The sequence below is a fragment of the Aggregatibacter valvarum genome, from assembly GCF_980468985.1.
The window spans coordinates 154,822-170,863 of the sequence record NZ_OZ413141.1; the positions used below are offsets into that span (position 1 = coordinate 154,822).

General features: G+C 42.5%; 6 protein-coding genes and 1 pseudogene. All 7 read right to left on the reverse strand.

Features of this window, described 5'->3' with window-relative positions; translation table 11 throughout:
- Positions 1-5: 5 nt before the first annotated feature.
- Positions 6-10,154, reverse strand: coding sequence for a two-partner secretion domain-containing protein (locus AC30SF_RS00715; RefSeq protein WP_489607241.1), 10,149 nt, complete (start codon positions 10,152-10,154; stop codon positions 6-8).
- A 47-nt stretch (positions 10,155-10,201) separates the two neighbouring features.
- A pseudogene (locus AC30SF_RS00720) lies at positions 10,202-11,947 on the reverse strand (ShlB/FhaC/HecB family hemolysin secretion/activation protein).
- Between the two features lie 106 nt (positions 11,948-12,053).
- Complete coding sequence (gene rnt / locus AC30SF_RS00725; protein WP_314401631.1) at positions 12,054-12,707, reverse strand: ribonuclease T; 654 nt, start codon at positions 12,705-12,707, stop codon at positions 12,054-12,056.
- A gap of 92 nt (positions 12,708-12,799) precedes the next feature.
- Complete coding sequence (gloA, locus tag AC30SF_RS00730) at positions 12,800-13,207, reverse strand: lactoylglutathione lyase (protein ID WP_033002744.1); 408 nt, start codon at positions 13,205-13,207, stop codon at positions 12,800-12,802.
- A gap of 178 nt (positions 13,208-13,385) precedes the next feature.
- A complete protein-coding gene (gene qseC, locus AC30SF_RS00735) occupies positions 13,386-14,756 on the reverse strand; it encodes a quorum sensing histidine kinase QseC (RefSeq protein WP_314401629.1) in 1,371 nt (456 codons plus the stop codon).
- Positions 14,740-15,411 carry a response regulator gene (locus tag AC30SF_RS00740; protein ID WP_314170680.1) on the reverse strand — a complete coding sequence of 224 codons (672 nt, stop codon included), beginning with the start codon at positions 15,409-15,411 and terminating at the stop codon, positions 14,740-14,742. Before AC30SF_RS00740 ends, qseC begins: the two co-directional genes overlap by 17 nt.
- A gap of 88 nt (positions 15,412-15,499) precedes the next feature.
- Complete coding sequence (locus tag AC30SF_RS00745) at positions 15,500-15,916, reverse strand: YgiW/YdeI family stress tolerance OB fold protein (protein WP_296027670.1); 417 nt, start codon at positions 15,914-15,916, stop codon at positions 15,500-15,502.
- Between the last annotated feature and the right edge of the window lie 126 nt (positions 15,917-16,042).

A 16,042-nucleotide genomic window follows, 5' to 3' on the forward strand; every position in this document is an offset into this window, starting at 1 on the left:
TCCTCCTATTTAGGCTTAACTATTTGGGGTAGTGATGGATTATCATTTTCGTTTATAGGAACCCATTTCTTATTAAATTCTGCACTATATTTATTGGTAACTTTATTATCTTCAGAAACGACTATTCCCTTATCATTGATATACTGACCTTGTTTATTTATTAAGTGTGGATTAGGCACTTCCGCAAAATAACTACTGTGAGAATAAGTAAACCAAGTATTTTCCACTCCGCCTGTCGGTTCATTACCGCCTACAAAATATTTACTACGCAAGGCTATTAATGGTGTTCTCCCCACAAAGTCGGTGTGATGCACTGCCGATTTTACTGTGCCGTTACTTGTTTTCTCTTGGTTATTTTTATCTAAATAGCGATAGCTTCCGTTAACATTGGCCAGTTGATTGGCGTAATCCTGCACATTCGTCGCCGTACCATAAAAACGAGATTCCCGAATCGGAATATTGGTTAAACCGTTTCTATTGGCATATTGTAACGCCACACTTGCCGTTAAACCGCCTCGACTGTGATTACTCAAATCAATTTGATAACCATTTTGTTTTGCATAATTGTACAACTTAACATTCGCTTTTTCTGCTGTCGTTAACGGCAATCTGCCTCCCAATAAATCATTAGTTTTATCGTAAGCAGCATAAAGCAATTCCGAAAGCGGGTTACTTGTAGGTCGGTTATAAACCACTACCACACCCTCTTTATTGGTTGCCCATTTGTTCTGTTTTATCGCATTTTTTAATGCGTCATCTAATGGATTCATAATACCGTTATTGGAAATGGTAATAACATTATTCGAATCACTCGGCTTTAATTCGGAAATATCAAAAATTTGACGTTTATCTCCTATTTCCGCTCTACCATTTTCTGTTGGACGTTTTGAACCATCTCGATTGAAATTCGAACAATATAACGAATCCTGCTTACACTTCTCTAACCAAATTTGTTTAGGTGCGGTAGCCGTTCTAACAATTGGGTCGGACGCAACGGCTGTTCCAACGTATTTTGTTGCATCGGCATTGCCCCAACCGTATAAACTACCAAGTGCCAGATCTACATAAAAAGCCGTTTTTTCCAGTCCATCCGCTCGTCTATCTAATTCTAGTGATTCTTCTGTGTTATAGCCTGTTTTACCGTCTTCTCCGCGAGTATTTCTACGGATTTCAACGGCTTCAGCTCGTTTCTTATCTGCGATATCATACAGTTCTTTCTTAATATCTTGGCGAGTTCGGTCAAACTCTTGAGTCACATTTCTTTGTAAATCAATTTCTCTTTGAACCTCGTCTTTATCAAAGTGATTTTCCAACTTGCCGGAATGCTGCTCTGCATTATCCGTAGTCACATCGGTTCTAATGCTATCTAGAGTTTGCTCAACCGTTTCACCGGTTTTCGCCAGTTGTCCCGCTTGGTCTCTAATTTCAATATTCTTTGTATTAATACCACTTTTTGTTGTGCTTGATTGGCTATCCTTGTCATAACCAAATCCAACGCTATGTGTTGTTTCCAAAGAATCCCAACCTGTAGCAAGTTGTTTTGCGTTGTCTTTACCCTGCGCATTTTTGGCTTCTGTGGTCAATTCTCCTCGGTCGTTTCTATAAATCAGATTGCCATCATCATCCACCGCCTGTTTACTACTTTGCGCTTGACCCTCTTTACCAAACGGCGTGTCAAAATTCGCTGCCACACTGCCGCTCACACCAAAGCTTGAACCGCTATAGTTTGAATGGTTTTCAAGGTCTGAATGTGTAATCGTTCCCGTACTAAACCGGTTTTTGCCCTCATCCTCCGCCTTTTGTGTCGAGGTGATGAGACCGCCTTTTAAATCCGTATGGTTGACGTTGATGTCATACCCCTCATCCCCTGCATAGATGCCGGCTTGTTCATTCACACTCGCGTGGTCGGCATGGATGTTTGACTTGTTGAAACTACCTCCAACGGATGCGCCATAACCCACTGTCACACTGCCACTTCCGTTCATTTGTTTGCCTTTGTATGTGGCCGTGTCTTGCAAGCTTTCGATGTTGAGGTTTTGGGCATTGACTTCTACTCGTTTGCCTTTTACTTGGCTACCGATGAGATTCGCATCACCACCGGCTTGAATCACGGTTTTACTTTGGCTATCACCTACATGGCTAGCAACATAAGTAGTTTCATCACCATTACCATAACCTTTTCCGTAATTACCGCCTAAAGTAGCCCCAACAGCCGCACCATTGCTCACTTTCATCGCCACCCCCGCATTAAAGCCGCTCGATTTATTGGTGCTGCGCTCTTTGTGCGTTTGTTCGGCTGCCGTGATGTTGATGTCATTGTCCGCCTCCAAGAAGGTCCCTTGTTTACCGGACACATCCGAACCTTGAATCGTGATGTTGGATGCTTTGCCTGCCCCGGTGGCAACAATATTCACCTTGCCGCCGGCATTCACTTGTGATTTGGCCGCGGTTTTGCCTTCAGTATGCGTGCGTGATTCGCTCTTTTGTTGACCGTAAGTGATTTGTGCTCCCACGACGGAATCCACACTGCCATTTTCCATCGCCTCTTGCATCGCTTTTCCTGCCTGTCCCACCGCTTGTCCGGCTCGATAGGCATCCATCGCCGAGTTCGCCGCCGCCATGGCATTGACTCGGTCATTTTTGCTTTGACCGACGCGCTCAACGGATTTCACCGTCCCTTGCACGGCTTGTAAAGCAGACAGTATCGGAGAGGTCACGGCAAGGGTTACCCCTTTTTGCTCAAAGGTTTGTTTGGTATTGGTTTCATATTTATCATCTGCCGCTTTAATATCGACGTTTTTCGCCAAAATATTGACATCGCCGTTCACCGCACTCACCTGACTTGCCGTTTGGGTGTAATGATTCTTTGCGATGAGGGTGGTGTGGCCATTTAAGCTCCCCACTTGGCTGCCCTGTGCATAAAACTTCGTTTTATCGCTTTCTAGCGTTTGCTTTTGGGCACCAAACGTAACCCCTAGGCCTCCTCCGCCCAACACGCCTGATTTTTTCTTGCTGTGAAAATCCTCGGAATAAACTTTGTTTTCCGCTTCTTTGATGTCGATGTTTTTCGCCTGCACCGTTAAGCCGTTTTCTCCCACCACATTTGAGCCTTGCACCGTGACATTCCCTTGGCCGGCAATAAGATTCACCGTTTTACCGTCAATGTTACTGCCCACCGATTGCGCAATATCGTGTTCATGGCGATGTATCTCCGTCGTTTTACTCAACCCGAAGCGACCTCTGCTCACAGATTTTGACGCGCTTGCCAGTTGTTCCTCTTCGCGCCCGGCTTCAACCTGGATATCCCCTTGTTGTGAGCCAATCAGCACGTTGCCCTTTTCGCTACCGATATTCGATTGGCGTATCCGGACATCCTTTTTCGCCACAAGCGTCACATCATCCTTGCCTTTAAGGGTACTGCCCACTTCCGAATGTTGCGCTAAACGATAGTAGTTATCCGCATCGCCGTTGTAATACTCTTTATTGCTCACCGTTAATGTCGTCACGTTTAACATATTCCCTGCCGTTGCGCTTAAACTGCCTTGGCTTTCAATATCGGCCGCTTTTATCGTCAGGTTCTCATTGCTGTGTAATGCCAAACGGCCGCCTGCACCGGTGACTTTCACGCTGGCAAGACGGTCTAACACCGTGCGGGCAACATTGCCGTCGGCACTTTCTGAAGAGGAAAGCGTACTGCGAATGTCTAAATTTTTCCCCGCCGCTAACGAGAGCGATTTCACCGCTTCAATATTGCCTAAGTTAATCAGGTTTTGTTTCGCCGATAAATCAACCGTATCCCCCAGTATCGAGCCTTCGTTTTGCAGTTGATTTGAATGAATCCGGGTTAAATCTCGTCCCGCAATCACGCCGCTGTTTTCCAGCGTATCTACATTGCCGAGAATTTGATTGGCTGAAACCACGCCCCCTCGGCTGTTAATGTCACTATTGCGTGCCACCAAATATACTTGCGGCACAAGTGCGGTGACTTTACGTCCGTCTGCAAGACTAATCTCTTTATTGACAAACCAAACCATATCGCTGGTCAGTTCTGACATTTGTTTGGCGGTTAAGCCGACACCCAAGGCAAGGTTAAATTGTTTAGCGTATTTCACCCCGCTATTCATTAACGCTTTGTATTGGTCTATATCGTTGTTGTAGCCTTCAATGTAACGGCGACCAGTCAGTTGATGGATTTGCTCGTTGATTAAACGTTGTTCATAGAAACCATCGCCTAAACGTTTATGAACGTTATCGTGATTGTAACGAAGCTGTTCAAACATGTAGTCGGAACTGAGCCAGCGTTTACGATCGGTAAATTTTGGATCGGTTTCGACCAAATAACCGTTTGGTGCCTCCGGATTAATTTTATAGAGGCTGGCTTGAGGTAATTTCACATCCGGAAGATGCGTTTTCACCACCGGCATTGTCATATTCGATAAGTCTTGAGGATCAAATTTTTCAACGGTGGTCTGTAATTTAGCGATGACCTGCCCGGAACTTATCACATTATGGTTATTTATGGTCGGTGTCAGTGTAATTTCGGTATGCTTGCCGATAGACGGATTTAATGGTGATTTTTCAATAGAAATCCCATTTGGACTATCCGCACTATTTGACATAACAGAGACGGTATCTAACTGAATATCTTTCACTTTGGTTTTATCATCCACAGTGGCACCGGACGTGATTGGGGTGCCGATCGTGTTGAGTACTCTGTTAAATGTGAAATGCTCCGTTGGATGATCATAAGGACCATATTTCAAGTTATTACGGTGGTAGTGAGAATATTTGCCTCGTTTTTTACGAGTACCACGTTCAACCCTGTAAATACCATTGTCTTGGCGATTAATTTCTCCTTGGATATCTTCATTATGGAGTTTTACTCTACCGCCATCCAAAGAACTATTTTGGGTATTCTGCTCAAATGCAGTATCTCCCAACCAAAGCTGTCTACCCACTAAAAGCTGACTATATTTATTATGTAAATCATCCCCATCAAGTAATAGAGAGCCTCCGATAGAAATCTTTGACGGATCAGTATGTTCTAAAGTGGTTGTGTTGGTCGTTTGTTTATAAAACCAAGAATACCAACCCGATCCTTCTTTTCGTGTACCATCATTTAAGAGGAAAAAAGAATATGGACTTTTAGAACCATTATTAACATAATAGATACCATCTCGTCCTTCCCTGTAACGGTGGGCATGTTCCCCTAATGCATGCTCAGTAATATGCTCAACTTTAGTATCAATTCCTTTTTTCACATAAAGATCTTGATTTAATAGATGTGCAGTATTGATTTTACCGTCTCCAAGTGCCTCAATAGTCGCACTACCGTTATCTACAAGCGTCGCTTTGCCGATTGCATAATGATTTTCATCTAGTTGTCCACCAATTGAGAGCTTGCCTGAACTAAAAATTAGAGAGTGATCACGGTTAATCAATTTTCCTATACCGAAATCGAGTCTGTCCCGCGCCGCAATCGTAGCCGCTTTCGTCTCTCCATTGACGGTTTCGGCCAAGTTTTCGACTGTTGCAGCATTAATTGCCAAATGATCACCGTAAATTCGTCCTGTGCCGATATTTGTTACGGCTGAGCTCTTGATAACGGTGTTAACGCCATCAATCAACCCTCGGTTTATTAAGTTCGTTGAATTCAGCATTGTCTCATTTGATGAAAGTTCTGCATTGGCACGATTCTCAATATGATTTGCCGAAATCGTCATTTTATTGGCAACTCTCTGCTCGGTATTATTCGTGAAGTTACCTTCCGTTTTAAACGTTAGATTATTTGCTTCAAAAGCATTATTTAAGATAAAACTCTCTTTTAATGCGATATTCAGATCGCCTTTTGTTTTAATATTGCCTTCAGATGCCAAGCCTATTGCATTTAAATTAACGGTTTTATTACCTTGAATAAGCCCTTTCTCATTATTTACCATTAAATTGTTGCCGTTTAAGACATCCACGGTGTTCACCGCCAATAATTCTCCCTCGCTATTATCCAAATGATTATTTGAGGTAATAGAGACATTATTCGCACCATAAATGCCACCTTGTTGGTTATTTAATGTTGCCGTTTGGATGACAATATCTTGACCTTGAATACCTTGTGCCGGTGATTTATCTTTTGCTTTTGTACCTTGGTTATCAAGCTGCTCGGTATTGAGGGTTAATTTATCTGCATAAATTAACGAACCTTGCTCAGATGTTGCGCGGTTATTGATTGTTTTCGCTGTAATATTGGCTACATGAGAAGAAATCTTGCCTTCTTGATTATTCACCGACTGTGTAGAGAGTGTTAAATCTCCCTGACTTTGAAGCATTCCTTGCTGATTTTGTATGTCTTCTGCTGTCGTGATATTAAGCGTATTTCCACCATAGAGTTTACCTTGCTGATTAAATAGCGTAGTGACACCTTGTAAAACCATGCTACGCAATCCAACAATTCCCTTTAAAGCATCTTGGGTATGTCGGTTATCAATGACATTTTGGTAAGCCTCAATTAAGAGTGAATCGTCTGCTCGAATGAGGCCGTTTAGGTTATTAATATTCCCCGAGTGAATATCGGCCTTATTCTTGGCGAATAAGGTGCCTTGTTGATTATCAATCTGTTGTTGAGCTGTTTTGAGCAGTAATTGATTGGATGAAACCACCTTGCCTTGTTGATTTTCTAACCCTTTAGTCATCAAGGTAAGCATATTTTCTGCCTTGATCGTGCCTTGTTGGTTATTTAATGCCGTTTGTGTCGTAATATTTAAATTGGCAGATACAGAGGCAATTTGACCGGCTTGATTATTGATTTTATCTGCATTCAGCGAACCATCATTTACCATTAAAATTTCACCGGACTGATTTTGAATATTAGAAGCTTGAAGTGCGGTGCTATTTAACGCTGTAATACGTCCGGCTTGATTATCAAGTTGCTTCGCTTTTAAACTCAAATCAGTGGCGATGATGCCTTGCTGCTTATCTGCAAGGGTATTGCGATTATCTAAGGTTTTTTGCGTAAAAATTTCTGCTATTTTGGCACGAATACTCCCCTGTTTATTATTGAGCATATCCGTATTTAATTTCAGTGTGCCGTTTTGCGCTAAAACCATGCCTCCCGTATTATTTATCTCGGATTGATTGCTATTAATCGTGAGCTTTTCACCAAGGCTGGCAAGGATGCCATTTTGATTTTGAATACCTTGTTTTACATCAACATGTGCTAGTTGGCGTGCAATTAGTTTGCTCTCTTGATTATCCAGCGTTTGTGCAGTCACATTTACTTGATTGCCGCTTATTTCGCTTTGTTTATTTGATTTAATAGCATCAGCAACCAAATTAACGGTATTTGCAGTGATTAAACCGTTGTTCTGTTCGAGGGTATTAGTATGCAAATCAAGCTGTGATTGTGTACGTATTTCACCTTGATGATTAATGAGAGATGCCGTATTTACGGTGGCATTATTGCGTGAAAGAATATTCCCGTTATTGTTATTCAAAGAATTTGAATGCAGGGTTAATGAATGTTGTGCAATAATCCCTTTACTACCTTGCTTTTCCAATAAGGTTTTTTGATTATTAATTGACTGATTATTGCTATTAATAGCAATCTCATTTGCTGAGATTAATCCTTGATTGTTGTTGATTGCCCCGCTGTTAATATCAATATTTTGAGCAGCAATAATATTTCCCTGTTCGTTTTCTAAACGATGCTGATGCGTATTGATAATGAAAGAACGCTCCTGACTGCCAATCGTTCCATTTTTATTGTTTAATGTGCCGCCGGTTTGAATATCACCATTTAACTTCGCAATAATATGGCTATCTTTATTGCTTAATTCATTTGACGTGATGATATTAAGATTATCCGCCGAAATGACACTTTTTGTGAGTGAATTCAGTGTATTTGCAGCCAAATTTAACGTCTGAGCTTTAATGGCACCATTTTGCTGATTTAAATTATCGGATAAGGTGATATCGGCCTGTTTAACAGCGCGAATACTACCTTCATCATTAGAAAGATTTTTCGCATTTAAAGTTGAATTGTCCTGAGTGTAAACCAAACCTTGCTGATTATCGACATTGGCGACATTGATAATCTGTTTGCCTACACTGACGATCCGCCCTTGTCGGTTGACTACATTTCCTGCCTGAATATTCACTTCTCCAAGTGCAACAATCCCCTTATCTTGGGCATCCGTTAAGGTCTGTTTATTAGATAGAGATTGTCCCTGGGTATTAATAGCAACATTTTGATTAGATTGAATTAAGCCGCCATCATTAATTAATTCACCTGAATTAAGAGAAAGACTTTGATTGGACAACATTACGCCATTTGTTGTATCAAGTTGACCGGTTCCGGTATTTACCACTAGTTTGCCATTTGCCAACAAATGTCCTTGGCGGTTATCCATCCCATGAGAATAGAGAGTTAAATCACCTTGCGTTTTCAATGTACCGCCTTGATTCTTCAGTTGATCGCTGACCGAAAGTTTCAGTTCATCAGTGCCGGTTTGTTCCCAAACAGCCTTTTGCATATTGAGTGAATGTTGCTGAGCTGTGATTTTTTCTGCTTTAAGGTAGCTTTGTTGTGCTTGAAGCTCAGCAGGGGTGTTTAATGATAATGTCTTATCCGCAATTAACGTTGCATGATTAGCTTGAATATTACCCTGATTTGCGACAACACTCACAGAATGCGCTGATGTATGACTATGGTCGAGATCAACTTCTGAACTTTGAATATCGATCTGACCTGAAGCAAGATTTTTCCCTTGCAAAGTTGCTTTTGCTGTCGCAGAAACCGTAACGGTTTTGCCTTGACCGGAATTTTTTTCAAGCGAACGTACTTCACCCTGTGCGGTATCTTTTACCTCTACACCGGCAGCAATTAATGAATTGGTTGATGTTTTGACCCTTGCCGCTTGATAGGTAATGTTGCCTTTAGCGACAGATTCTCCGTTTTGAGTAATTTGATCGGTGGCAATTTTATGAATGTCACCTTGGCGCGCAACAATAGCCCCATCTTGCTTAATATCTAATGCGCTATTTAATGTAATATTGCCTTGACGATTTTCAATTTTGCCTTTGTTCTCAATCCCTTGCATTGCAGTAAGCTGCGTGGATTTTGCAGCATTGAGTGTTCCCGTATTGACAATTCGTCCTTGACTATCAATATGCAGGGTTTCTGCACTCGCGCCAATATGACCGGCATTGCGCACACCGATACCGGCTTCGGTACCAACCAAGTGGATTTTGCCCGAGTACATTCCACCTAATTCACCCACATCAATTGCAACCTGTGGCTTAATATCTCCAACCGATGCTTGTTCTGTACGAATAACTTGTAACGTTTCGTCAGCATCAGATCGCGCGATAGTATTTTTCCCGGCGATAACCGTGATCTCTTTTTTCGACCAAATACCGGCGTTTACTTCAGCTTCTCGAGCAAGAATTTCAGTATAATCCACATGACTGTTATCTAGGCCTTTTCCACTAACGGTTACTTTACCCGCTTCAACTTTGAAATTATCGACTTGACCGTTTTTAATTTCAGGTTTGCCGGTAGTCAAAGTCACGCGGTCAGAATTAATAATCCCACAGCCTTCGCAATGCAATCCGTTTGGGTTTGCAATAATGACATTGGCTTTCTTACCTGCTACCTCCATGTAACCTTTCATCACCGAAGGATTATTAGAGTTTACTTCATTTAAAATAACGTTTGCTTCACCGCGAGCAAGATAGGGGTTGCCTTGCACCATGCCCGCCAGTTGAGTCTGCGTATGTGTACGGCTGTTATTTAACACAGCGCCTTTCTCAGCAATATCAAATTGACTGTATTTGTTGTGGGACAAGCCTTTATCGTTGGGGGTTTGAATATTGACTTGCGGTAGACCGTTGGCCGTTTGTAGTACGATTGGTTGCTGGTTTTTCGGGGCAGACTTATCAGCTTGGATAATTAAGGTTTCAGCGACTGCACTCTCTGAAAATGCGACAAAACCCAAAACGCAAAATAGACTAAACGCTAAGGGTTTTAATCGAACCGATACATGAGACAGACTAACATCATGTTTTTCAGTTGATTTTCCCTCGGATTTAGCTAACTCGGAGACGACAACAAAACGTTGCAAAGTTTTACTGAAAATGACACGGAAACATTGTTTGTTCATACCTTAATCCTCAAATTTTATCCAAATTGATTTAGCTGAAAAATAAATTAAAAACTATATCCGATATTAAAACCGGCAACCGCATTAGAAGTTCTGAATCCTTCGGGTTTACGTATAGGTTTACCTACAAAGACATCATAACTAAAGCCTTTGATTCCTCCTCGCAAACCGATCGCCGTTCCCATTAAATGGCGACCAAGTTGATTTTCTGTGGACCAGCCTGACACTCGCCCTCCGTCAACAGCCCAATAAGCGGCATGATTGGGGTTAAATTGCCAACTTAGCTCGTTTCGCCAGTTCCAACCACGTTCACCGGATAGAGAAAGTTCACCATCAAAACCGCGTACGGTATAACGTCCACCAATTGAAAAACGGTCTTGAGCGATCAGTGGGGTTTTATTCCACTGGGCATTCAAGCTGCTTTGCCATTGCCAAGCTTGGCTACCCCATTTAAAGGGTTTTATGAGATTGATACTCGCTGTAATAATTTTAGGACGAGAGGTGCCTTCACCGAATAGCTCTTCAGGGGCAGATAATGCTCTCCGAGCAGCCGTTCCTCGTTTGAAATTAATTGAAAAATCTACGGTGGCTGTTGGGAAATATTCTTTGTGGTTAATCCCGGCTTCCCAGCCGGCCATTCGTCTTCTTTGTACGTCAATTTCTGCACCATCGATATAATTTTGAGATTGACGAGACCAAAAAGAACCTGAAACCAAGGTCTTGCGTTTGGCATCACGATAGAGCAGATAGGAGAGTGTCAATTTATCCGTCTCACTTTCACCCGAGTAGATATAACTATTATCAAAAGCGCCAAAGACTTCCTGATGATATCTACTCTGATTATGGGAAAACGCTAAATTCCAGTAACCAAACGGAATAGAATAGTAAAGTGTGAGGTTTTTACTGGCACGGCGACCTCGGTCATCTCCTTTTTGTTTTATCGAATGAGTAAAAGAGGTGTAGAAAAGATCATTTGCTGAAAAAATATTGTCTATAGAGAGTGTGCCATTGGCTTGCCATTTACCAGTAGAAGTCGAGCCGGCATCGTCTAATCCGACATTTAAACGAAATGGAAAGGCTTGATTGTAACTAATTTTTAAATCACTCTCCCCCACCTCCGCTTTATCGCTTTCACTCGGTAAAATTTCGATGTTTGCCTCAACAGTCGGTGCACGTTTTAAGTTTTCAAGGGATTGCTCAATATCTCGAATATTCAGTATGTCGCCGGAATGAAACGTCAATCCGGTTAATGCATGTAAGCGGGTAAAACGAGGCACATAACTACTATCAGCAACAATCGTATTACGCACTTTACCCGGAATGACGGTTAACATTAATTTCCCATCACGTAAATCTTGTTCTTCTGTCACCACACGTGTTGTCACATACCCTTTCTCAATAATGTTATTTTGAATCTGTTTCATTAAAACACCTAAACCCGCACCACCAAAACAGTGAGGTAACGTCAGTTTTAATGATTTCGCTGCTTTATCAAACGCCCATTGAAATTGACTTTTTAGCAAAGAAGAGTGGTAATCCGTTAAAGTAATTTGATGAATGGTATAACAGGGAGATTATGCAGAAGAAAGTAAAAGTGATTCACTGTGAGGCGAATCTAGACGAATATCAGGTTGAGTCTGCAATTTGTCTGCTTGTGCCTGTTGATATTGTTTCTGTCGCTGTTGTTGTGCCGCATCAATGTTGTTTAATTGAGGGTCACGCGTATCGGCGAAAGCTACTGTTGATAGTGTAGAAGAAATTAAGCTTAAAACGAATGTTCGATAGTATTTCATAGTTAATAGGCCTCATATTCAGTTTGTAAAGTCTAGAGTGTTTTCCATTTTCTTTCAAATTAATCAAAAAAACCACAATCTATAAGTGCGGTCAAATTTAAAGTCGTTATTCCTTCGCCACAATATGCGGGAATCCACCGAGGGCTTTTAGGTGATTTACCATATAACAAAACAGCTCGGCGGTGCGTTCTGTGTCGTAAAGGGCGGAATGCGCTTGTTGGTTGTCGAAAGGAATATTCGCCGCTTGGCAGGCTTTGATCAGCACCGTTTGACCGAACATAAAACCGCTTAACGTGGCGGTGTCGAAGGTGGAAAAGGGATGGAAAGGATTACGTTTAGCATTGGTGCGTTGTGCTGCCGCCATAATAAATCCCTGATCAAAAGCGGCATTATGCGCCACAATAATAGAACGTTGGCAGTCCGCCTCTTTTTGCGCACGTCGCACCATTTTAAACATCTCGCTGATGGCAATATTTTCACTCACGGCGCCACGCAATGGGTTATCAACATCAATGCCGTTAAACTTAATCGCTTCCGGGTTAATATTGGCGCCTTCAAAAGGTTGAATATGAAAATGGCATTTTTGATCGGGTAAGAGATTGCCCTGTTCATCCATTTTGACTGTAATCGCCGCCAATTCTAATAGCGCATCGGTTTTTGCGTTCAAGCCGGCGGTTTCCACATCAATAATGACCGGTAAATACCCACGGAAGCGGTGTTTTAATAAATGATAGTTGATGGTTTCTTGCGTGTCAGACATACCTATTCCTAAAAATAAAACGTGGATTATCGTTCATAATCCACGTTAAAAAACAGTTGAAATTTTCACCGCACTTTTAGCTTAAGTTTAGCCTAGTTGCCTAAACCGGCTTGTGCGCTTTTATTCTCAATGAATTCGATTTTGTAACCGTCCGGATCTTCGACGAAAGCAATCACGGTGGTTCCGCCTTTCACCGGGCCCGGTTCGCGGGTAACATTGCCGCCCGCTTGACGCACGGCTTCGCAGGTGGCGTAAATATCATCAACCCCAATGGCGATGTGGCCGTAGGCATTGCCTAAATCGTATTTCTCGACGCCCCAGTTATAGGTTAATTCCAAGACGGACGCTTTATCTTCATCATCGTAGCCTAAAAATGCCAAAGAATATTTATATTCGGGATTCTCGCTGGTACGCAATAAACGCATCCCCAACACGTCTTGATAAAATTGAATGGAACGTTGTAAATCGCCGACACGTAACATTGTGTGTAAAATTCGCATTTGGTTTTCCTCACTGTGAATAAATCTTGTCAATTATGCCACAGAATGAATGGATTTGCCTGATGAAATTCGTGCTAAACGTTATCGTAATTTGTCGTAGAGATACGCAAAGAAGCGCATTAAAAGCACAAAGTGCGGTGAAAATTCACCGCACTTTTAGCCCCACCTTTTTATCGACTTACAACAAAATCTCCGCACACAACCCGATGCGTTCACCGGCAGCATTTTTACGGTTAGAAAGGTTGAGTTGGTAATGATGCAATTCGGCAATGCGGCGAACAATAGACAAGCCCAATCCGCTGCCTTTTTCGTTTTGACCTGCGGGGCGATAGAACCGTTGACCGAGTTTAGCCAGATCCGCCTCATCCACACCGCCACCGTTGTCTTCCACCAAAATCTTGTTTTTTTGCAACCGCACTTTAACCTGACTGCCCGCCGGGCAATAACGAATGGCATTGTCTATTAGATTACGTAGCATCAGCGCCAACAACAACGGCTGCCCCATTTTTACCGGTGGCACGGCGATGGACTCAAATGCCAACGTAATTTGGTGTTTTTCCGCATGAAAATACAATTCCCCCATCAGCGACGGAATCAACTGTTCCCAATGAATTTCCTGTAAATTCTCCAGTTCTTTCAAATTATCTAAACGAGAAAGGGTTAATAATTGCTCGATCAGCTGGGTTGCGCGATCGATGCCTTTGGTCAGATTTTCCAACGCCTGTTCACGCAAGTGCGCGTCATCACCGGCAAGTTGTGCCACTTCCGTTTGAATACGCAAAGCAGCAAGCGGGCTGCGCAATTCATGGGCGGCATCGGAAGTAAAGCGGCGTTCACGCAATAAGGTGGCCGAAGTGCGGTCGAAAAATTGATTCAAATTTTGAATTAACGGCAAGATTTCCGTTGGTAGGTTGTCGGTCGGTAACAACGACGTGTCGTCAGGCAAACGTTTCGCCACTTGTTCACCCACGGCTTTTAGGCTGTGTAATTCTCGGCGGATAATCAATCCGAGTGCCGTCAATAAAAACGGCAAGCCGGCAAACCAAATCCACATTTGCCCGAAGACCATTTGATTGATGAGATCATCGCGATATTCCAGCTCTTGTCCCACGGCAACCAGCAAACGCCCCCCGGCAACAGGAAGCCAAAAAATACGCCAGTCATCATCGTCCTCACGAATTTTACTGACCGAAAAGCCTTTTTTCGGCGCATAAATAAAATTCTCACCATTTTCACCATCGCTAAGCACAATATTGCCGTCGGGAGTAAAAATCGCAAAGGCTAGGGCATCGTCATCAAAGCGGTGCTTTTTAAAAGGACGGCGTGGTTGTGGGTTGTGACGATCGATTAAAAGATTCCGTAAGTCAGAGGAAGCTAGCCGTTCAGCAAAGAGGATTTGTTGTGCATCAAAGACTTGGTTCACTTCTTTACGGACTTGAAACCACGCCACTGCCGTGGAAAGCAACCACACGAAAATCGATGCCAGAGACAAAGTGGCAATTAAGCGAAAACGAAGGCTGCGTTTGTGCCAATTAAGCGTCTTCATCATTTTTTCCTAAGGCATAGCCCACGCCATGTACGGTGCGAATAAATTGTTTGCCGAGTTTTTGGCGTAAGTTGTAAATATGCACTTCCAAGGCATTGCTGTTGACTTCATCATCCCAGTTGTAAAGTTTTTCTTCTATAAAATCACGGGTGAGAACGCGTTCTTTATTCAGCATAAATAGCTCAAGCAGTTTGTATTCGCGCGTGGTTAATGCAATTTCTTGTTCATTCAACAATACTTTACGTTGATTCGGATCGAATTTGACGCAGCTATGCTGAATAATCGGGCTGGCATGCCCATAACGACGACGAATCAACGCTTGCAAGCGTGCCACGACTTCCGCCAGCGCAAACGGTTTGCATAAATAATCGTCCGCGCCGCGTTGTAAGCCCGTAATGCGCTCATCTAAGGTATCTCGTGCCGTTAAAATCAACACCGGCACATCCTGCCCGTTTTTACGCCATGCCTGCAGCACGTCTAAACCGTCCATTTTCGGCAAGGTTAAATCTAACACCACCGCATCATAAGGCGCGCCTTGCGCTGCCGCCAATCCGCTTTTACCGTCAGTAAACCAATCCACCGCAAAGCCCGATTTGGTCAAACCGATTTGAATGCCGTTGCCAATAAGCGCATCGTCTTCGATCAATAAAATTCGCATAAAAAAATCACCGCACTTTTCACTTGAGATATTACCTATTAAAAATAAACAAAAAGTGGCTCATCACCACTTTCTGTTTTGGGTCGGATTATTTTACAATTTTTTCGACACGCTCAATATCCACTTCCGTTTTATTCCAAGATTTATCCACTTCACCGTAAAGTTTCACTTCATCACTCGGGGAAATATCCTGACCGCGCCATGCTTTGCGGTCGATTTCTACTTGGAGTTCACCGCTGGCATCTTTGAAAATATAGTCATCTTTACCCACTTGTTTAACGATATTGCCTTGTAAAATCACATATTGATCGTCAACCCACGAAGTGGCGTCTGCTGCTTTGCTTAGTGTTTGTTCGCCATTAACAAACCCACCACGTTTAAAATCCCCTTTTTGATGGTGTTGTACTTGTGACGCATTAGGATCTTGGAAACCACCTTTGGCAAAAGCGCCGCTTGCGGCAACGGTTGCTAATACGAAAATTGTTGCTAAACTACGTTTCTTCATTTGAAATCTCCTTCATAAAGTTCATTATCACAAAGCCCCTTGCTTTGTTGAGAGCTATTAAATCAAGTAAAAATTAAGAAAAGATTAAGAAGCTTAAAATTTTCTAAAAAAAGAGAAAAAGGAAAC

Bases quoted from the DNA above. Each gene is read 5' to 3' on its own strand.
- AC30SF_RS00715 (WP_489607241.1), bottom strand. From the start codon at position 10,154: ATGAACAAACAATGTTTCCGTGTCATTTTCAGTAAAACTTTGCAACGT.
- rnt (WP_314401631.1), bottom strand. From the start codon at position 12,707: ATGTCTGACACGCAAGAAACCATCAACTATCATTTATTAAAACACCGC.
- gloA (WP_033002744.1), bottom strand. From the start codon at position 13,207: ATGCGAATTTTACACACAATGTTACGTGTCGGCGATTTACAACGTTCC.
- qseC (WP_314401629.1), bottom strand. From the start codon at position 14,756: ATGATGAAGACGCTTAATTGGCACAAACGCAGCCTTCGTTTTCGCTTA.
- AC30SF_RS00740 (WP_314170680.1), bottom strand. From the start codon at position 15,411: ATGCGAATTTTATTGATCGAAGACGATGCGCTTATTGGCAACGGCATT.
- AC30SF_RS00745 (WP_296027670.1), bottom strand. From the start codon at position 15,916: ATGAAGAAACGTAGTTTAGCAACAATTTTCGTATTAGCAACCGTTGCC.